This is a genomic window from Streptomyces rishiriensis, from assembly GCF_003112535.1.
Lineage (GTDB): Bacteria > Actinomycetota > Actinomycetes > Streptomycetales > Streptomycetaceae > Streptomyces > Streptomyces rishiriensis.
Genome location: NZ_BEWA01000002.1, coordinates 418,026 through 436,911 on the forward strand (window position 1 = coordinate 418,026; position 18,886 = coordinate 436,911).

General features: G+C 73.3%; 14 protein-coding genes. 4 read left to right on the forward strand and 10 right to left on the reverse strand.

All coding sequences use genetic code 11. The features are described 5' to 3' along the window. Positions 1 to 78: 78 nt before the first annotated feature. The 4 genes from Sri02f_RS03565 to Sri02f_RS03580 all read right to left on the reverse strand — a co-directional run bounded on the left by Sri02f_RS03565 (position 79) and on the right by Sri02f_RS03580 (position 6,564). Positions 79 to 498, reverse strand: a complete 420-nt coding sequence (locus Sri02f_RS03565; RefSeq protein ID WP_245970393.1) for a hypothetical protein — start codon at positions 496 to 498, stop codon at positions 79 to 81. 247 nt (positions 499 to 745) lie between these two features. Next, a complete protein-coding gene (locus Sri02f_RS03570; RefSeq protein WP_108999576.1) occupies positions 746 to 4,474 on the reverse strand; it encodes an ABC transporter ATP-binding protein in 3,729 nt (1,242 codons plus the stop codon). Between the two features lie 91 nt (positions 4,475 to 4,565). Then, positions 4,566 to 5,603: an esterase-like activity of phytase family protein gene (locus Sri02f_RS03575; protein ID WP_108999577.1), complete on the reverse strand. Its 1,038-nt coding sequence runs from the start codon at positions 5,601 to 5,603 to the stop codon at positions 4,566 to 4,568. Positions 5,604 to 5,706: 103 nt separating this feature from the next. Then, the gene (locus tag Sri02f_RS03580) at positions 5,707 to 6,564 is read right to left on the reverse strand and encodes a serine hydrolase (RefSeq protein WP_108999578.1); all 858 of its coding nucleotides are present in this window, start codon (positions 6,562 to 6,564) and stop codon (positions 5,707 to 5,709) included. A 168-nt stretch (positions 6,565 to 6,732) separates the two neighbouring features. Between Sri02f_RS03580 and Sri02f_RS03585 the strand changes: the two genes are divergently transcribed. After that, positions 6,733 to 9,000: a mannosyltransferase YkcB-related protein gene (locus Sri02f_RS03585; RefSeq protein ID WP_108999798.1), complete on the forward strand. Its 2,268-nt coding sequence runs from the start codon at positions 6,733 to 6,735 to the stop codon at positions 8,998 to 9,000. A 201-nt stretch (positions 9,001 to 9,201) separates the two neighbouring features. Then, positions 9,202 to 10,008 (forward strand): endonuclease I family protein, encoded by an 807-nt coding sequence (locus Sri02f_RS03590; RefSeq protein WP_108999579.1) that lies wholly within the window; start codon positions 9,202 to 9,204, stop codon positions 10,006 to 10,008. A 36-nt stretch (positions 10,009 to 10,044) separates the two neighbouring features. Here the strand turns inward: Sri02f_RS03590 and Sri02f_RS03595 are convergent, their stop codons facing one another. The 3 genes from Sri02f_RS03595 to speB form a co-directional block, all read right to left on the reverse strand. Next, a complete protein-coding gene (locus tag Sri02f_RS03595; RefSeq protein WP_373865067.1) occupies positions 10,045 to 10,659 on the reverse strand; it encodes a DinB family protein in 615 nt (204 codons plus the stop codon). A 268-nt stretch (positions 10,660 to 10,927) separates the two neighbouring features. Continuing rightward, positions 10,928 to 12,613 (reverse strand): thiamine pyrophosphate-binding protein, encoded by a 1,686-nt coding sequence (locus Sri02f_RS03600; RefSeq protein ID WP_108999581.1) that lies wholly within the window; start codon positions 12,611 to 12,613, stop codon positions 10,928 to 10,930. Continuing rightward, positions 12,610 to 13,590, reverse strand: coding sequence for an agmatinase (gene speB, locus Sri02f_RS03605; RefSeq protein WP_108999582.1), 981 nt, complete (start codon positions 13,588 to 13,590; stop codon positions 12,610 to 12,612). The genes Sri02f_RS03600 and speB overlap by 4 nt, the downstream gene beginning before the upstream one ends. A 110-nt stretch (positions 13,591 to 13,700) precedes the next feature. Here speB and Sri02f_RS03610 point away from each other — a divergent pair, with 110 nt between their 5' ends. Next, complete coding sequence (locus tag Sri02f_RS03610) at positions 13,701 to 15,155, forward strand: PucR family transcriptional regulator (protein ID WP_108999583.1); 1,455 nt, start codon at positions 13,701 to 13,703, stop codon at positions 15,153 to 15,155. A 66-nt stretch (positions 15,156 to 15,221) separates the two neighbouring features. Beyond that, a complete protein-coding gene (locus Sri02f_RS03615; RefSeq protein ID WP_108999799.1) occupies positions 15,222 to 16,022 on the forward strand; it encodes a phosphatase in 801 nt (266 codons plus the stop codon). A gap of 11 nt (positions 16,023 to 16,033) precedes the next feature. On the opposite strand, the gene Sri02f_RS03620 is transcribed toward Sri02f_RS03615, so the two are convergent. From Sri02f_RS03620 to Sri02f_RS03630, 3 genes are all read right to left on the reverse strand, one after another. After that, positions 16,034 to 16,906, reverse strand: a complete 873-nt coding sequence (locus tag Sri02f_RS03620; protein WP_108999584.1) for an acyl-CoA thioesterase — start codon at positions 16,904 to 16,906, stop codon at positions 16,034 to 16,036. A gap of 36 nt (positions 16,907 to 16,942) precedes the next feature. Next, complete coding sequence (locus Sri02f_RS03625; protein WP_108999585.1) at positions 16,943 to 18,100, reverse strand: acyl-CoA dehydrogenase family protein; 1,158 nt, start codon at positions 18,098 to 18,100, stop codon at positions 16,943 to 16,945. A 164-nt stretch (positions 18,101 to 18,264) separates the two neighbouring features. After that, a complete protein-coding gene (locus tag Sri02f_RS03630; RefSeq protein WP_108999586.1) occupies positions 18,265 to 18,864 on the reverse strand; it encodes an SACE_7040 family transcriptional regulator in 600 nt (199 codons plus the stop codon). Between the last annotated feature and the right edge of the window lie 22 nt (positions 18,865 to 18,886).

The following is an 18,886-nucleotide window of genomic DNA, read 5'->3' on the forward strand; positions in this document are numbered from 1 at the left end:
GTGAGACAGATGTGCGTCGCCGGAAGGTATCGGAGCAACACCCGTCACACCAGAGGGGCTTGGCACGTCAGGCAGGGGTCAGCACTGGAACCAGACGGAACTGTACGAGCCGCCGGTCACCGCTCCCGTCACCCGCACGTAGCGGTGGCCCGCGTACACCCGCGCCGGCGGTGAACTGCGGCTGTCCCGCCGCGACTTCGACACCGCGCGAAGGCCGCGCGCCTGCAGGCTCACCGAGACCAGCCGCCGGGCGCCCGGGTGCTTCTGGACGGTGACGGCGCAGACGTAGCCGCCGTCGCGGAAGACCTGCACGATGCCGGTGGAGAAGGGGAGGGTGCGCACCTTGCGGCCCGCGCAGCCGGTGGCGGAGGCGGCCTGGGCGCTGCCCGGCGCGACGACGGCGAGCAGTCCGGACACGATCAGCAGGACCAGCCCCGCCGCCAGCCGCCTGCTCGCCGTGCCCCTGGCGTCCTTCGGCCCCGAAGCGCCTGTGCCCACGGTCCCCGCCCCTCCCACGTTCCCCGTACACGACAGCCGGCCGCGCCGGCCGTTCACGTTTCGGCCGTACTGATGTACGGACGCCCGACACGTGTCGGATGGTTGCGCGAGTCGCGACCGCGACGCCGGGGGCTTCCGGGACGACCGGCCGGGCTCCGCCCGGCGACCACCGCCCCGGAAGCCCCCGGCCCCTGCCCCGTTCGCTGCCCCGGTCTCGGTCCCTGCCCCTGCCCCTGCCCTGTCCCGATCAGACCGCCGCGGGCGCGTCCTCGCCCACGAAGGTGCGCCACAGGCGGGCGTAGCGCCCCTCGAGGGCCAGCAGCTCCTCGTGCGTGCCGTCCTCCACCACCTGGCCGTGATCCATCACCACGACGCGGTCCGCTCGGGCGGCGGTGGTCAGGCGATGGGCGACCACGAGGGTGGTGCGGCGGCCTGCCAGACGGTCCGTGGCCTGGTTGACCAAGGCCTCCGTCGCGAGGTCGAGGGCGGCCGTCGCCTCGTCGAGGAGCAGCACGTCCGGATCGACGAGTTCGGCGCGGGCCAGTGCGATCAGCTGGCGCTGGCCCGCGGAGAGGTTGCGGCCGCGTTCTGCGACGGCGTGCAGATAGCCGCCGTCGAGTGTGGCGATCATCTCGTGCGCGCCGACCGCCCGGGCCGCCGCCTCCACCTCGGCGTCGGTGGCCTCGGGCCTGCCGTAGGCGATGGCGTCGCGGACGGTGCCCGGGAACAGGTACGCCTCCTGCGGGACCACGCCCAGCCGGTGGCGGTACGAGGTGAGGTCGAGGGAGCGCAGGTCGGCGCCGTCGACCGTGACCCGGCCGGCGGTGGGGTCGTAGAAGCGGGCCACCAGCTTGACGACGGTCGACTTGCCCGCGCCGGTCTCGCCGACGAAGGCGACGGTCTGACCGGCCGGGATGCTCAACTCGATGCCGCTCAGGGCCTCTTCGGGTTCGTCGGCGGAACCGTACGCGAAGTGCACGCCCTCGAAGGCGATGTCGCCGCGCAGGGAGAGGACCTCCACCGGTTCGCCGGCGGGCGCGGTGGACGTCGGCTCCCGCAGCAGCTCCTGGATGCGGCCCAGGGAGACGGTGGCCTGCTGGTAGCCGTCGAAGACCTGGGAGAGCTGCTGGACGGGGGCGAAGAACAGGTCGATGTAGAGGAGGTAGGCGACCAGGGCGCCGGTGGTCAGCGTCGCCGCGTCGACCCGGCCCGCGCCCGTGATGAGGACCGCCGCGGCGGCGACCGACGACAGCAGCTGCACGAACGGGAAGTAGACCGAGATCAGCCACTGGCCCCGGATACGCGCCTGGCGGTAGCTCTCGGAGCGCTCCGCGAACCGCGCCCCGCCGTCGCGCTCGCGCCGGAAGGCCTGCACGATCCTGAGCCCGGACACGGACTCCTGGAGGTCGGCGTTGACCGTCGACACCCGCTCGCGGGCGAGCTCGTACGCCTTGACGCTCGCCTTGCGGAAGAAGTAGGTGGCGACGGCCAGGGGCGGGAGCGTGGCGAAGACGACCAGCGCCAGCTGCACGTCGATCACCAGCAGGGCGATCATGATCCCGAAGAAGGTGACGACCGAGACGAACGCGGTGACCAGGCCGGTCTGCAGGAACGTGGACAGGGCGTCGACGTCCGTCGTCATCCGCGTCATGATCCGGCCGGTCAGCTCCCGCTCGTAGTAGTCGAGCCCGAGACGCTGGAGCTGGGCGAAGATCTTCAGGCGCAGGGTGTAGAGGACCCGTTCGCCGGTGCGCCCGGTCATCCGGATCTCGCCGGTCTGCGCGACCCACTGCACGAACACCGCGAGCAGCGCGAGCAGGGAGGCGGTCCAGACGGCGCCCAGCGCCATCCGGCTCACGCCCTGGTCGATGCCGTGCCGGATCATCACCGGCAGCAGCAGGCTCGTCCCGGCGTCGACGGCGACCAGCGCGAGGCTGACGAGGAGGGGCGCGCGGAAGCCGCGCAGCAGCCGGCGCAGGCCGTACGACTCCTCCGGCTGGACCGCCCGTCCCTCGTCGACGTCCGGCGTGTCGAGGGCCGGGGGCAGCGCCTCGACCTGGGCGAGGAGGTCGGGGGTGGCCGGCGTCCCGGACAGGGCGGTGTCCTTCGGCTCGCGGTCGCCCGTCCACAGCCGGGGGGTCACGCCGCGCTCGGCGTCGAACTCGGCGTCCAGCTCGTCGCGGACGGTCGTGTCGTCGACCGGCGCGACCCGCTGGGCGTGGCCGGGCGAGACGCCGCCGAGCTCGTCGGGGTCGGTGAGCAGGCGGCGGTAGAGCGCGGAGCGTTCCTGCAGCTCCTCGTGGGTGCCGAGGTCGGCGAGCCGGCCGCTGTCGAGGACGGCGATGCGGTCGGCGAGGTTGAGGGTGGACCGGCGGTGGGCGATCAGCAGGGTCGTGCGGCCCTGCATGACCTGCTTGAGGGCCTCGTGGATCTCGTGCTCGACGGCTGCGTCCACGGCGGAGGTCGCGTCGTCCAGGACGAGCAGGCGCGGGTCGGTGAGGATCGCGCGGGCGAGCGCGACGCGCTGGCGCTGGCCGCCGGAGAGGGTGAGGCCGTGCTCGCCGACGGTGGTGTCGTAGCCGTCGGGCAGCTCGGCGATGAACCGGTCGGCCTGGGCGGCGCGGGCGGCGGCCTCGATCTGCTCCTGGGTCGCGTCGGGACGGCCGTACGCGATGTTGGCGCGGACCGTGTCGGAGAACAGGAAGGAGTCCTCGGGGACCAGGCCGATCGCGGCCCGCAGCGAGTCGAGGGTGAGTTCGCGCACGTCGTGGCCGCCGATGAGGACGGCGCCCCGGGTGACGTCGTAGAAGCGGGGCAGCAGGAGCGAGACCGTGGACTTCCCCGAACCGGACGAGCCGACGACCGCCAGGGTCTCGCCGGGGCGGATCTCGAAGGTGAGGCCGTCGAGGACGGGCCGGTCGGGGTCGTAGCCGAACGCGACGTCGTCGAACTCGACGGTGGCGGGGGCGTCGGCCGGGAGCTCCTTGGCGCCGTCCTTCATCGACGGCTCGGTGTCGATCAGTTCCAGGACGCGCTCGGTGCCCGCGCGGGCCTGCTGGCCGACCGTGAGGACCATGGCGAGCATCCGGACCGGGCCGACGAGCTGGGCGAGGTAGGTGGAGAAGGCGACGAAGGTGCCGAGGGTGATGTGGCCGCGCACGGCCAGCCAGCCGCCGAGCGCCAGCATGGCGACCTGGCCGAGGGCGGGGACGGCCTGGAGGGCCGGGGTGTAGGCGCTGTTCAAGCGGATGGTGCGCAGCCGCCCCGCGAAGAGCCGGCGGCCGACCTCGCGCAGCTTGCCGGTCTCCTGGTCCTCCTGTCCGAAGCCCTTCACCACGCGGACGCCGCTGACGGCGCCGTCGACCACGCCCGCGACCGCCGCCGCCTGGGCCTGCGCGTACCAGGTGGCGGGGTGGAGCCTGGTCCGGCTGCGCCTCGCGATGTACGCGAGGGCGGGCGCCACGGCGAGGGCGACCAGGGTCAGCGGCAGCGACAGCCACGCCATGATCACCAGGGAGATCACGAAGAGGAGCAGGTTCCCGATCGTCATCGGGAGCATGAAGAGCAGGCCCTGGATGAGCTGCAGGTCGCTGGTGGCGCGGCCGACCACCTGGCCGGTGGACAGCTCGTCCTGGCGGCGGCCGTCGAGCCGGGTGATCGTGTCGAACATCTCGGTCCGCAGATCGTGCTGCACGTCGAGGGCGAGCCGTCCGCCGTAGTAGCGGCGCACATAGGTGAGGGCGTAGACCAGCACGGCGGCGGCTATCAGGGCCCCGGCCCAGGGGGCCATGCCGCGGCTGTGGTCGCCGATGACGTCGTCGATGATCACCTTGGTGACCAGCGGGACCAGCGCCATGACGGCCATGCCGCCGAGGGAGGAACCGAGGGCGAGGACCACGTCCGCCGGATGACGCCAGGCGTACCGGGCCAGTCTGCGCGCCCAGCTCGGTCGCCGCTCCCCCTGCTGCGCTGTCACGCCGGTGCCTTCCTGTCGTCCTGCTCTGCCGGAAGGCACCAACGCCGAAGCAAGCGGATTTCATCCCTCCGCAACAAATCGCGTCCTGCGGTCAGACCCGGACGTGCAGGAACAGGAACCGGGTCGTCTGCGCCGCGTTCTGGTTGTCGTCGCTGACCAGCAGCACCCGCAGGCCGCCCCGGTCGCGGCCGGTGACCGCCATGCCCTCGATGTTGTCCAGCAGCGGGTTGGGCTGGGGCTGCTCGGCGGTCGCGCCCAGTGACGGGCAGGTCACCAGGTCGGCCAGCAGGGTCTTCCCGACCAGGCGCACGCCGGGCTGCCCGGTCAGGTTCTCGATGCCGGCGGTGTCCGTGGCGTGGCGCGGGTCGGCCAGGTAGAGGCGGACGGTGTTGCCGACGCCCGTGGTGAAACCACGCTCCAGGACGAGGAGCCGGCCGTCGGCCAGGGCCTGGACCTCGGGCACGCCGAGGCCGGCGTCCGTGCGGTAGGCGTACTGGGCGGCGAGCCGGAAGCGGTCGCCCCGGGTCCGGGTCCAGGTCCGGGTCCAGGTCTGGAAGCGGACGACGCCCGCGCTGTCGCCCGCGATCGGGTACTCCATGGAGGCGAGGAGGGTGCGGCCGCCGGGCAGGAGCGTCAGCCCCTCGAAGGTCTGGTTGGCGGTCGCCCGGCCGGCCGGGGCGACGAGGAGCGAGGGCGGTACCGGGAGGCGGTCGAGGATCTCGCCGTCCCGGCTGTAGCGGCGGACGGACGGCTCGGTCTCGGAGGTGACCAGCCGTGTGCCGTCCCGGTCCACGACGAGCCCCTCGCTGTCGAGGGCCGCGCCCTTCTCGTCCGCGAGCGGGACGACCGACTCCGGGGCGAGCGTCCTCGCGTCCAGCCGGAAGAGGGCGGAGCGGTCGGAGAGGGCCGCGAGGGAGCCGTCCTCGTTCAGGGCGAGGGCGGAGAGGTTGCCGACGAAGGCGCCGTCGAACGTCGTCTTGTCGAGCGCGTCGGAGAAGCGGTCGACGGAGACGGACGGCGAGCAGGCGTTCCCGGCGGCCGGGTGGGCGGCGGCGGGCCCGGCGGCGGTCAGCGTGGCGGCCGCCGCCAGGCCGGCGGTGAAGGTGGCGAGTACGGTTCGCAGGCGCATGGGCCTCACCGTAGGGCGGGCCGGTGACGCGCGGTGGGACACGGCATGAAGGAACCGGCCTCGGAGGAACCGGCGTTGACGGACCGGCGCGAGGAACCGGCGTTCAGGACGCGGCGATGTCCCGGTGGATGACCTTGGCGACGCCCTGGATGGTCGCTATGCCGTAGTCCATCGTGCTGTTGCCGTGCGTCAGGACGGTGATGACGTAGTCATGGCCGCCGCCCTTGAACGAGCCGATGCTGTGCACCCGCCAGCCGTTCGTGGCGCGCGACAGCCAGCCGTTCTTCACGTGCCAGCTGACCCCGGCGGGCCGCCCGTAGGGGGTGCCCCAGCGCTGCGAGGGTATGACCTGGCCCATCAGCGTGTTCACATAGGCGCGCGAGGCGTCGGTGAGCACCGCGTTCTTGGCGGTGAGCAGCTTCAGCAGCTTCTGCTCGTCGGTGACGGTGATCTGGGTCAGTCCCCAGTAGTTGTTCGCGCCGGGCTTGGTCTGCGTCATGTTCGCCGCGGTCAGGAAGCCCTTGATCTTCGTCAGACCGAGCTGCTTCCACAGGGTGGAGGTGGACGCGTTGTCCGACTGGGTGATCATGGCCGTGGCGAGGGTCTTCTCCCGGCTGGTCAGCGCCCGCCGGGTCTTCTGCGCGTCCCACAGCAGCGCGGACAGGACGGTCGCCTTGACGACGCTGGCCGAGTCGTAGGCGGTGGAGGCGCGCAGGGTGCACGTGGTGTTGCCGGTCCGGTCGTAGAGGCCGACGGCGACGGTGCCTCTGCGGTTGGCGAGCGCGGCGGTGATGTCCTTCTTCAGCTTGGCCGCAAGGCCTGCCTTGGCCGAGGTGCAGCCGACGGTCGGGGTGGCGGCCGAGGCGGGCGCGGCGGCCACCCCGGTGATGAGGAGGCCGGCGCCGAGCCCCGCGGCGAGCAGGCGTGCGCGTCGTGTCGTGCTGGATGTCCCCTGATTCATGCCCCGTTGACACACGAGTTCGCAGGAAAGGTTGTACGAATCCGTCGCACGAATCTTCGGACCCCGGCGAGAGCCCGGTCAACGCGTCATCGCGGCCGCCGCGTTCTCACAGGCCACGGCCAGGTCCGGCACAGCGGCCACCCACAACGGCCGTACAGCATGCGCAGGGTGACATCTGCCACCGATCCCCTCCCCCACCCGACCGTGTCCCCCGACTGGGCGCCGCCGGCGCCGGCGGCCGGGGCCCCGCCACCGGACCGGGCGCCGCGCTGGTCCCTTCCCGCGCTGCTCGCGATCCTGGCCCTCGCGGCGGTCCTCTACGGCTGGAACCTGTCGGGCAGCAGCCTCAACAGCTTCTACAGCGCCGCCGTCTACAGCGGTACGAAGAGCTGGAAGGCGTGGTTCTTCGGCTCGCTCGACGCCGGCAACTTCATCACCGTCGACAAGCCGCCGTTCGCGCTCATGATCATGGGTCTGTCCTGCCGGGTCCTCGGCTTCGGCACCTGGCAGATGATGCTGCCGGAGGTCGCGGCGGCGCTGGGCACCATCTGGACCCTGCACGCCACCGTGAAGCGGGCGTTCGGCCATGCGGCCGCCGCCCTCGCGGCCCTCGTGCTCGCGCTGACGCCGATCACCGTCGCCATCAACCGCGACAACAACCCCGACACGGTCCTGGTCCTGCTGATGGTCGGCGGCGCCGCCCTCGCGCTGCGCGCCACGCGCGACGACCGGCTGCTGCCGCTGCTCGGCTCCGCGGTGTGCTTCGGGCTCGCGTTCAACACCAAGATGCTCCAGGGCTACATCGCCCTGCCCGCCGTCTTCGCCGTGTACCTGTACGCGTCGGGGCTCGGGTGGCGGAAGAAGGCCGTGAACCTGGCGCTGGCCGCCGTGGCGCTGGCCGTCTCCAGCTTCTGGTGGGCCACGGCCGTGTCCCTGGTGCCCGCCGACGACCGCCCGTACATCGGCGGTTCGACGGACGGCGGCGCCTGGGACCTGATCATGGGCTACAACGGCCTGGGCCGGGTCCTCGGCGGCGAGGGCAACGGCGGGGGCGGCGGAGGCGGCGCCGGCGGCACCTTCGCCGGGACCGCGGGCATCGGCCGGATGTTCAACGACGTCCTCGGCGGCCAGATCTCCTGGCTGATCCCCTTCGCGGGCATCGCGCTCGTCGCCGGGCTGGCGCTGTGCGGCCGCGCCCCGCGCACCGACATGACGCGTGCCGCGCTGGTCCTGTGGGGCGGCTGGCTCGTGCTGCACTACCTGACCTTCGCCATGGCCGAGGGCACGATGCACCCGTACTACACCACCGCGCTCGCTCCGGGCGTCGCGGCGCTGTGCGGGGGCGGCGGCGTCATGCTGTGGCGGGCCTTCCGCGGCGGCGACGCCCGCTGGTCGTGGGTGCTGCCCGCGGGGCTCGTGGTCACCGGCGTCTGGGCGATCGTGCTGCTGCGCCGGGCCACCGGCTGGAACACCTGGCTGTGGCCCGCCGTCGGCGTGGTCATGGCCCTCGCGGTCGTGGGCCTGGCCGTCCTGCGGTCGGCGGGCTCCGGCACGAGGTTCCGGCTGCTGGCCGTGTCCCTCGCCGCGGCGATCGTGGCGGCCCTCGCCGGTCCGACGGCGTACGCCGCATCGCCGGCCTTCGGTTCGGCCGGCGGCATGATGGGCGGCACCAATCCCACCGCGGGTCCGTCCACCGGGGGCGGCATGGGCGGCCCCGGCGGCGGCGGACCCGGCGGCCGCATGCGGGACGGCCGCGAGGACGGCCGACAGGGCGGCGCGAACGGCGAGTTCCCCGGCGGCGGCGCCCAAGGCGGCCAGACGCCCCCGGGCGGCGACGGCGAGCTCCCCCAGGGCGGCGGCACGAGCGGGGCCCCGAGCGGCCAGGGCGGCCAGGGCGGCCAGAGCGGCCAACAGGGCTACGGCAACGGCGAGTTGCCGGGCGGCGACGCTCAGGGCGGCACACCCGCCGGCATGGGCGCAGGCATGGGCGCCGGCATGGGCGCCGGCGGCGGCATGGGCGGCGCCGACAGCGCGCTCGTCTCGTACCTGGAGAAGCACCAGGACGGCGCCACCTGGCTGATCGCGGTGTCCAACTCGCAGAGCGCGGGCCAGCTGATCCTGAGCACCGGCAGGCCCGTCATCTCGATGTTCGGCTTCACCGGCTCCGACAACGCGATGACCCTGGCCCGGCTCGAGGAACTGGTGAAGAAGGGCGAGCTGCACTACATCCAGCTCGGCGGGGGCGGCGGTCCGGGCGGCGGGAACAACAGCCTGCTGACCGAGATCACCGCCTGGGTGCAGAAGAACGGCACGGCGGTCAAGGAGAGCGCGTACGGCGCGAGTTCGTCGTCCTCCACCGCGGACGCGGACGCGTCGTCCGCCGCGCAGAGCGGCGGTTCGACGGTCTACCGGCTGGACCCCTCCGACGTGAGCTGACCGGCGGAGGACCCCCACCGCGCCGACGGCCCCCGACCTCGCGTCGGGGGCCGTTTCGCGCATGCCGACTCGCGTGGAGTGGGGGCGGTTTGCCCGCCCCCGACATCTGATCGACATGTCAGGTTCATTGCCATGACCGCATGTGCATGTCACTCTCCCGATTGCCGCCTTCAATCAACCCGCGTAGATCGGACACCCCACATGCTGGCGACACGCATAGGCCGATGGAAGTCGGTGGCGCTTGCCACCACCGCCGTCCTGGTCGGCATCACCGCACCCGCGCTCACCGCGACCCCCGCCGCGGCGACCACGACGGCGTACGACTCGACGTACTACAAGAACGCGGTCGGCAAGACGGGTTCGAGTCTGAAGTCGTCCCTGCACACGATCATCAGCGCCAACGTCTCGAAGATCTCGTACTCGGCCGTCTGGAACGCGCTGAAGGTCACCGACCAGGACCCGAACAACAGCAACAACGTGATCCTGATGTACAGCGGCGTCTCGCGCAGCAAGTCCCTCAACGGCGGCGCCGTGGGCGACTGGAACCGCGAGCACGTGTGGGCCAAGTCCCACGGCGACTTCGGCGAGGTGACCGGCCCCGGCACCGACCTGCACCACCTGCGCCCCGCCGACGTGACGGTCAACAGCGTCCGCGGCAACCTGGACTTCGACAACGGCGGCAGCACGGTCGCGAACGGCGGCGGCAGCCGCGTCGACTCGGACTCCTTCGAGCCCCGCGACGCCGACAAGGGCGACGTGGCCCGCATGATCCTCTACATGGCGGTCCGCTACGACGGCGGCGACGGCTTCGCCGACCTGGAGCCGAACGAGAAGGTCAACAACGGCAGCAACCCGTACATCGGCAAGCTCTCCGTCCTCAAGGCGTGGAACGACGAGGACCCGCCGAGCGCCTTCGAGGAGAAGCGCAACCAGGTCATCTACGACACCTACCAGCACAACCGCAACCCGTTCATCGACCACCCGGAGTGGGTCGACGCGATCTGGTAGGCCGCCGCGCGGGCGGGCCGGGGCGTTCGGCGCGCCCTACTCCCCGCCCGCGCCGCGCGGAGCCCCGTACCAGCGCCACGCGGTGCGGCGCGCGTGCCCCGGCAGATCCCCCCGGCCGGTGGCCCACAGCAGAGTGGGCCACCGGTCCGTGTCCGCGGGGGCGTCGGGGAACAGCCGGGCCAGCACCCGGTCGCACAGACCGGTGTCCGGCTCCCACCGCGCACCCAGCCCCTGGGCGACGTCGTGCAGGTGCACCAGGGTCTCGACGACGCCCATCGCGGCGAAGCCCTCGGGGTCCGAGGCCCCGAAGACGTGGTGCGACCGGACCGTCGCCGGGGTCGTGCGCACCATCGCCGCCAGCATCGCCCCGCATGTCTCCAGCACCTGCGCGAGGCCCGCCGCCCCGGCGGCCCGGTCGGCGAAGACGACGTTCGCGGGACCGCCGGGGCGCCTCGGGCTCCAGAGGAAGGCCACCTCCGTGTCCGACGGCGGCTGCTCGGGCCCCAGTTGGGCGGCGTAGGCGAACAGGTCGTCGGCGAGATGCTCGACGGTCTCCCAGCAACTCCACTCCAGGGAACCGGCCCTGGCGTCCCAGTCGGCGCCCTCCGCGCCCCGCAGCGCCGCGACGGCCGACCGCACCGCGTGACGCACGTCGTCGGCGGTCACGGGGCCGGGATCGGAACCGGCGTCGCGACCGGGGCCGGCGGCGGGCGCGGGATCGGCCTCGCGTTCGGGACGGGCGTCGTGTTCGGGACGGGCGTCGTGTTCGTGGCCGGACGAGCGGTGGGCATCGGACATGCCGGGACCGTACCAACGATCACCGGACGGCGACCGCGCTTCCCCCCACGTGGGCACCCGTACTCCTGCGCAGGTCACCGCACCCGCCCCGCCTGACGGGATGCCGGACGCCTCGGGCCTCTCAGCCGAGGTGCGTGGCCGCGAACATCCGCAGCACCGCCGGGAGCACGACCACCGAGGGGCCCGGTGAGCGCAGCGCCTTCGCGAGGTCCGCCTCCAGGGTCTGCGGCGAGGTCCGCGCACCGGGCACCCCGAAGGACTCCGCCAGCGCCGCGAAGTCGGGCCGGGTCAGCTCGGTGGCAGTCGGCTCGCCGAAGGCGTCCGTCATGTACTCGCGCAGGATGCCGTAGCCGCCGTCGTCGACGACGAGCCAGGTGACGTTCAGGTCGTGCTGGCGTGCGGTGGCCAGTTCGGCGACCGAGTACAGGGCGCCGCCGTCGCCGGACACCGCGAGCACCGGACGGGTCGGGTCCGCGACCGCCGCGCCCAGGGCCGCCGGGAAGCCGTAGCCGAGGCCGCCCGCGCCCTGGGCGGAGTGCATCAGGTTGGGGCCGCCGGCGTCGAAGGCGGACCAGGCCCAGTACGCGAGGACGGTCATGTCCCAGAAGGACGGCGAGCCGGCGGGCAGCGCCCTGCGCACCGAGGCCAACACGTCCTGTTCCAGGGCGAGTTCCTGGGCGGCGATGCGGTCGGCGACCTTCGCCAGCAGCGCTCGGACGCGTTCGGGGGCCGTCGGGTCCTCCCGTTCGGACACCGTCTCCAGCAGCGCCTGCAGCGCCAGGCGCGCGTCCGCGTGGATGCCCAGCGCCGGGTGGTTGGACTCCAGCTTGCCGAGGTCCGCCTCGATCTGGACGATCCGGCCCCGGGGCCTGAACGTGTGGTAGTTGGAGGAGAGTTCGCCGAGGCCCGAGCCGACGACCAGGAGCACGTCGGCGTCCTCGAGGAAGTCCGTCGTGTGCCGGTCCTCCAGCCAGGACCGCAGGGACAGGGGGTGGTTCCAGGGGAACGCGCCCTTGCCGCCGGGGGTCGTGACGACCGGGGCCCCGAGGGTCTCCGCCAGCTGCCGCAGCTTGCCCGACGCGTCCGCCCGGACGACTCCCCCGCCCGCGATGATCGCCGGGCGGGCGGCGGTGGACAGCAGGTGTGCGGCCAGGGCCGTCAGCTCGGGGCGCGGCGGCAGCTCCTCGGGGAACGCGTCGCCTCCGGTCACCACCGGGATCGCCGTGCCGGCCAGCAGGACGTCCTGCGGGATCTCCACCCACACGGGGCCGTGCGGCGCCGACAGCGCCGACTTCCAGGCCGCCTCGATCGCCGACGGGATCTGCGACGGGGCACGGACCGTGTGGACCGACTTCACCACGCCCCTGAACGAGGCCGCCTGGTCGGGGAGTTCGTGCAGATAGCCGTGGCGGCCGCCGCCCAGGCCCGCGGTGGGGACCTGGCTGCAGATCGCCAGCACCGGAGCGGAGGCCGCCGCGGCCTCCTGCAGGGCCGGCAGGGAGGTCAGCGCGCCCGGTCCCGTCGACAGCAGTAGCGGGGCCGCCTCGCCGGTGATCCTGCCGTACGCGTCCGCCGCGAAGCCCGCGTTGTTCTCCACCCGCAGGCCGACGTAGCGCAGGTCCGAGCGGCGCAGGGCGTCGAACAGGCCGAGCGCGTGCTGGCCGGGCAGGCCGAAGACCGTCGTCGCGCCGAGGGCGGCCAGGGTCTCCACGACGAGGTCCCCGCCCGTGCGGCCGGCGGGAGGGTTCAGCGCGGCCTCCGTCTGTGCGGCAGTCGGGCGGAGCACCAGGTCGTGGTCGTGGGTCACTTGCCCTCGTTCTCCTCGCGGGCCCCGGCGATCCGGCGGGCCATGATCGTGGTCAGTTCGTACGCCGTGTGGGACGCGGCCACCGACGTGATCTCCGCGTGATCGTACGCGGGGGCCACCTCGACGACGTCCGCCGAGACCAGGTTGCACGAGGCCAGTCCGCGCAGGATCTCCAGCAGCTCGCGGGAGGTCATGCCGCCCGCCTCGGGGGTGCCGGTGCCGGGGGCGTGGGCCGGGTCGAGGCAGTCGATGTCGATGGAGATGTACAGGGGGCGGTCGCCGATGCGCTGGCGCAGCTGGTCGGCCACCTCGTCGGCGCCCCGGCGGTAGACGTCCGCCGAGGTGACGATGCCGAAGCCCATCTTCTCGTCGTCGGTCAGGTCCTGCTTGCCGTAGAGCGGGCCGCGGATGCCGACGTGGGAGAGGGCCTCGGTGTCGAGGATGCCCTCCTCGACGGCCCGGCGGAACGGCGTGCCGTGCGTGTACTCCGCGCCGAAGTAGGTGTCCCAGGTGTCGAGGTGCGCGTCGAAGTGCAGCAGGGCCACCGGGCCGTGCTTCTTCGCGACCGAGCGCAGCAGGGGCAGCGCGATGGTGTGGTCGCCGCCCAGGGTCATCAGACGCGCGCCGGCGCCGATCAGGTCGTCCGCGGCCGCCTCGATCGTGTCGACGGCCTCGTTGATGTCGAACGGGTTCGCGGCGATGTCACCGGCGTCCGCGACCTGCGCGAGCGCGAAGGGGGAGGCGTCCTGCGCGGGGTTGTAGGGCCGCAGCAGCCGGGACGCCTCCCGGATGGCGTTGCCGCCGAAGCGGGCGCCCGGCCGGTAGGAGACGCCCGAGTCGAACGGCACGCCCACCACGGCGACGTCGGCGCGGCCCACCTCGTCGAGACGGGGCAGCCGGGCGAAGGTCGCGGGGCCGGCGTACCGCGGGACGCGGGAGGAGTCGACGGGGCCGCGGGGCGTCTCGTTGCTGGTCATGGTCCATCGCCTTCTTTCCGGGAGTGCGTTCCACGATAGGTGGCCGCACCACGGCCGCGAAGTGTACGTTTCCTCCATTCGGAGCCCGCTGGACGGAGGAAGTGCACACCATGCCCGAGCAGCCCGCCGTGCCCCCCACTCCGCCGGTCCCGCTCTCGGCTCTGCTGGCCCGCGAGGATCTGGCGCTGCGGCAGATCGCCGGGCCCGCCGACGCTGGCACGGTGCTGCACGGCGCGCACGCCTCGGAGATGGCCGACCCGTACCCGTACCTGCTGGGCGGCGAACTGCTGCTGACGGCAGGGGTGCACATCGCGGGGGCGGACGGGCCGGCGAGCCGCTTCGGCGACTACGTCGGGCGGATCGTGGCGGCGGGCGGTGCGGCCCTCGGCTTCGGCGTGGCTCCGGTGCACGACACCGTGCCCCGCGCGCTGGTCGAGGCCTGCGACGCGCACGGGCTGCCGTTGATCGAGGTGGCGCCGCGCACCACGTTCGCGGCGGTGGCCCGGGCGGTCTGGCAGCTGATGGAGCGAGCCCGCACGGCGGAGCTGCGGCGGGTCACGCAGGCGCAGCAGAGCCTCGCGGCCGCCGCCTCCCGCCCCGACCCGGTGCCGTCGGTGCTGCGGCAGCTGGCCCGGCGGGTCGGGGGCCGTGCGGTGCTCTACGGGCCCGAGGGGGCGCAGATCGCGGCGGCGGGCTCCCCCACCGGCGCGGAGGACGCGCTCGCCGGGCTCGCCCGCCGCCTCGCCTCGCGCGGCCCGTCGACCGCCGGCGACACCGCCGCCTCCGGTGTCCGGCTGGCCGCCTACGCCCTCGGCGCGGGCCGGGGTTTCGTCCTGGGCGTCGCGTTCGCGCGGCGCGAGGCCGGCGACCACGCCATCGCGTCCGTCGCCGCGGTGCTCCTCACCCTCCTGACCGGCGCGCGGCAGACCGGCTCGGACGCGGCCCGTTCCTCGGCGCTGGTGCGGATGCTGCTGGGCGGCGCCCCCGAGGACGTGGCCGCGCTCCTCGGCGGCGAGCGGTGGACCGTCGTGCACGCGCGTCCGGAGGCGGCGGAGCCCGGCCCCGTAGCCGCTTCCGCCCTCGGCGCCGCGCTGGGGTCGCCGCTGGTCGACCCGGCCTCCGGCGTCGTACGGGTCCTCGTGCCCGCCGAGCGCGAACCGGGGCCGCAGCCCGGCTGGACGCTCGGGGTCAGCGCCGTCGTCGAGCCGTCGCAGTGGCCGCTCGCCGACACACAGGCGGCCCTCGCCCTGGCCCGCGCCCTGGCGACCCGCACGGCCCTGGTCCGGCACGGCGGACGAACGGCCCTGGCCGGCCTGGTCCCGCCCGGCGAGGCCGCGGAGCACGCGCGGGCGCTCCTCGCGCCCCTCGCCGCCTCCCCTGCCCTCGCCGAGACCCTGCGGGCCTGGCTGTCGCTGCACGGCAGCTGGGACCGCACGGCGGTGGCCCTTTCGGTGCACCGCAACACCGTGCGGCAGCGCATCGCCCGCTGTGCGGCCCTGCTCGACGCCGACCTGGACGACGCGGACGTGCGCATGGAGCTGTGGTTCGCCCTGAAACACCGGTGAGTGACGCGTGTCCCAGCGGCCGGAACGGCGAGGACGCGCACAGCCCGCTGCCTCACAATGGAGACCATGCCGATACCCGGGACGCCCAGCCGCGCCGAACTCGTCGACCACCTCGTCAGGACCCGTATCGCCGGGGACGTCGCCACGCCCCGCGAGAACAACCTGTCCCACTACCGTCAACTCGCCAACGGCGTCCGCAACTTCTGGCTCGGTCTGGAACTCGGCGACCGCTGGAGCGACGAGCAGGACGTGCTCGCGGTGATGGCGGAGCGGGTGGGCGTGAACGACGACCCCGAGTACCGCTACGGCCAGGACACCATCGACCCGCAGCTGACGGTCGACGGCCTGGACCGGATGGCGGCCCGGCTGCGCAAGGCCGCCGAGGGGCGGCAGCGGGTCCTGTTCGCCACCGGCCACCCGGGCGGCCTCCTCGACGTGCACCGCGCCACGGCCGCCGCCCTGCGCGAGGCGGGCTGCGAGATCGTCGTCATCCCGCAGGGGCTGCAGACCGACGAGGGGTACGTCTGGCAGGTCGCCGACGTGGCGGTGCTGGAGCACGGGGCCACCCTGTGGCACACCCACTCCGGCGAGCCGATGAAGGCCATCCTGACGGCCCTGGAGCGCGCGGGGCGCCCGCTGCCGGACCTGGTCGTGGCCGACCACGGCTGGGCGGGCTACGCCGGCCGGCACGGCGTCGACTCCGTCGGCTACGCGGACTGCAACGACCCGGCGCTCTTCATCGGCGAGGCGGAGGGCGTCGTCCAGGTGGCGGTCCCCCTGGACGACCACGTCGTCAGCCCGCGCCACTACGACCCGATGGTCGCCTACCTGCTGACGGAGGCGGGCCTGATGGAGGCGGAGCTCTAGGAGACGCCTGCTCAGTCCTCCCGCGGGACGCGGACCACGCCCTCCTGGATCACCGACACCGCGAGCCGGCCGTCCTGCGTGTAGATGCGGGCCTGGCCGAGGCCGCGGCCGCCGTGCGCGGACGGCGACTCCTGGTCGTACAGCAGCCACTCGTCGGCGCGGAACGGGCGGTGGAACCACATGGCGTGGTCCAGGGACGCCCCGACGACGTCGCCCACCGCCCAGCCGCCGCGGCCGTGCGCGAGCAGCACCGAGTCGAGCAGCGTCATGTCGGAGACGTAGGTGGCCAGGACGACGTGCAGGAGCGGGTCGTCGGCCAGCTTGCCGTTGGAGCGGAACCAGACCTGGGAGCGCGGCTCGCGCGGCTCCCCGAACCTGCCGTACGGCGGCTCGTCGACATAGCGCAGGTCGATCGCCTGCCGGGCCTCCAGGAACTTCTCGACGACCACGGGATCGAGGTGGTCGTAGCCGCGCAGCCGCTCCTCGGAGGTGGGCAGCGTGGCCGGGTCCGGCGAGGGCGGCATGGGCGTCTGGTGGTCCAGGCCCTCCTCGTACGTCTGGAAGGACGCCGACAGCGTGAAGATGGGCCGGCCGTGCTGGACGGCGACCGCGCGGCGGGTGGTGAAGGAGCGGCCGTCGCGGATGCGCTCGACGCTGTAGACGATGGGCGCGCCCGGGTCGCCCATGCGCAGGAAGTATGCGTGCAGGGAGTGGGCGTGCCGGTCCTCGGGGACCGTGCGCCCGGCGGCGACCAGCGCCTGGGCCGCCACCTGCCCGCCGAACACGCGCGGGACGACGGCGGACCGGGACCGGCCGCGGAAGATGTTCTCCTCGATCTGCTCGAGGTCGAGCAGATCGAGGAGATCCTGTAGTGCCTGGCTCATGGCGTCCAGTTGTACCGGGCGGTGGTTGCCGGGGCCTTACAGACCCATGTCCTTGGCGATGATCGACTTCATGATCTCGCTGGTGCCGCCGTAGATGCGGTTGACGCGGTTGTCCGCGTACAGGCGGGCGATCGGGTACTCGTTCATGAAGCCGTAGCCGCCGTGCAGCTGGAGGCAGCGGTCGATCACGCGGTGGGCGACCTCGGTGCAGAACAGCTTGGCGCTGGCGGCCTCGGCCGGGGTCAGCTCGCCGGCGTCCAGGGCCTCCGTGGCGCGGTCGGCGACGGCCTCGGCCGCGTCCACCTCGGCCTGGCAGGCGGCCAGCTCGAACTTGGTGTTCTGGAAGTGCGCGACCGGCTTGCCGAAGACGGTGCGCTCCTGCACGTACTGCTTGGCGAACCGGACGGCGGCCTTGGCCTGCGCGTACGCGCCGTAGGCGATGCCCCAGCGCTCGGAGGCCAGGTTGTGGCCGAGGTAGTAGAAGCCCTTGTTCTCCTCGCCGAGGAGGTCCTCGACGGGCACCTTGACGTCGACGAACGCCAGCTCTGCGGTGTCGGAGGTCTTCAGGCCGAGCTTGTCCAGCTTGCGGCCGACCGAGTAGCCCTCGGCCTTGGTGTCCACCACGAAGAGGGAGATGCCGTGCCGGCGGTCCTCGGCGGTCGGCGCGGCGGTGCGCGCGCAGACGATCATGCGGTCGGCGTGCACGCCGCCGGTGATGAACGTCTTGGAGCCGTTGAGGACGTAGTGCGTGCCGTCCTCGGAGAGCTTGGCGGTGCTCTTCATGCCCGCGAGGTCGGAGCCGGTGCCCGGCTCGGTCATCGCGATCGCCCACATCTCCTCGCCGGAGACGAACTTCGGCAGGAAGCGCTTCTTCTGCTCGTCGGTGGCGAGCAGCTTGATGTACGGCAGGCCGAGCAGCACGTGCACGCCGGAGCCGCCGAAGGTGACGCCCGCGCGGGCGGTCTCCTCGTACAGGACGGCCTCGAACTTGTAGGAGTCGATGCCGGCGCCGCCGTACTCCTCGTCGACGCGGATGCCGAAGACGCCCAGCTCGGCGAGCTTGTAGTAGAAGTCGCGCGGCGCCTGGCCGGCCGCGAACCACTCGTCGTAGACCGGGACGACCTCGGCCTCGATGAAGGCCCGGAGGGTCTCCCGGAACGCCTCGTGGTCCTCGTTGAACACCGTACGGCGCACCGCCGGCCCCTCTCTGCGCCTAAGCCGGCGCCGCTCTCGCGGATGTGGTGCTCGCCGTCGGGGTTCCTCGATGCACGGTTGCGGTCACCGATGGCTAAGCGCTTGCTCAGGCCACCGTACCGGCGGGTAGGGAGAGGCGTCCAGAGGGTCGGCCGTAACGCTCGTCACTCCCCCGCGGCCGCGGCCGCGAACGCGCCGCGGGCCATGCGGTGCAGCAGCCCGGCCGTGGTCGCGCGGCCGGGGAGAGAACCCGGCCGGCCGAGGTGCGGGGTGGAGTTCAGCAGGCCGAAGACCGAGTGGACCGCGGAGCGCGCCGCCGGCTCGGCGAGGCCCGGGTACACCGCGCGCAGGACCTCCACCCACAGCTCCACGTACTGCCGCTGCAGCTGCCGCACCAGCTTGCGGTCACTGTCGCGGAGGCGGTCCAGCTCGCGGTCGTGCAGGGTGATCAGGGGACGGTCGTCGAGGGCGAAGTCGATGTGCCCCTCGACGAGCGAGTCGAGGACCGCCTCGGAGGGCACCCCGTCCGCCTCCTCCAGGCGCCGTTTCGCACCGGTCAGCAGTCGGCCGCTGATGCCCACCAGCAGTTCGGCGAGCATCGCGTCCTTGCCGGGGAAGTGGCGGTACAGCCCCGGGCCGCTGATACCGACCGCGGCCCCTATCTCGTCGACCCCGACGCCGTGGAACCCGCGCTCGGCGAACAGACGCGCGGCCTCCCTGAGGATCTGCTCGCGCCGGGTGGGGGCGTCCGTTCTCGTGGCCATGAGGGCAATTCTAGACAGGGAG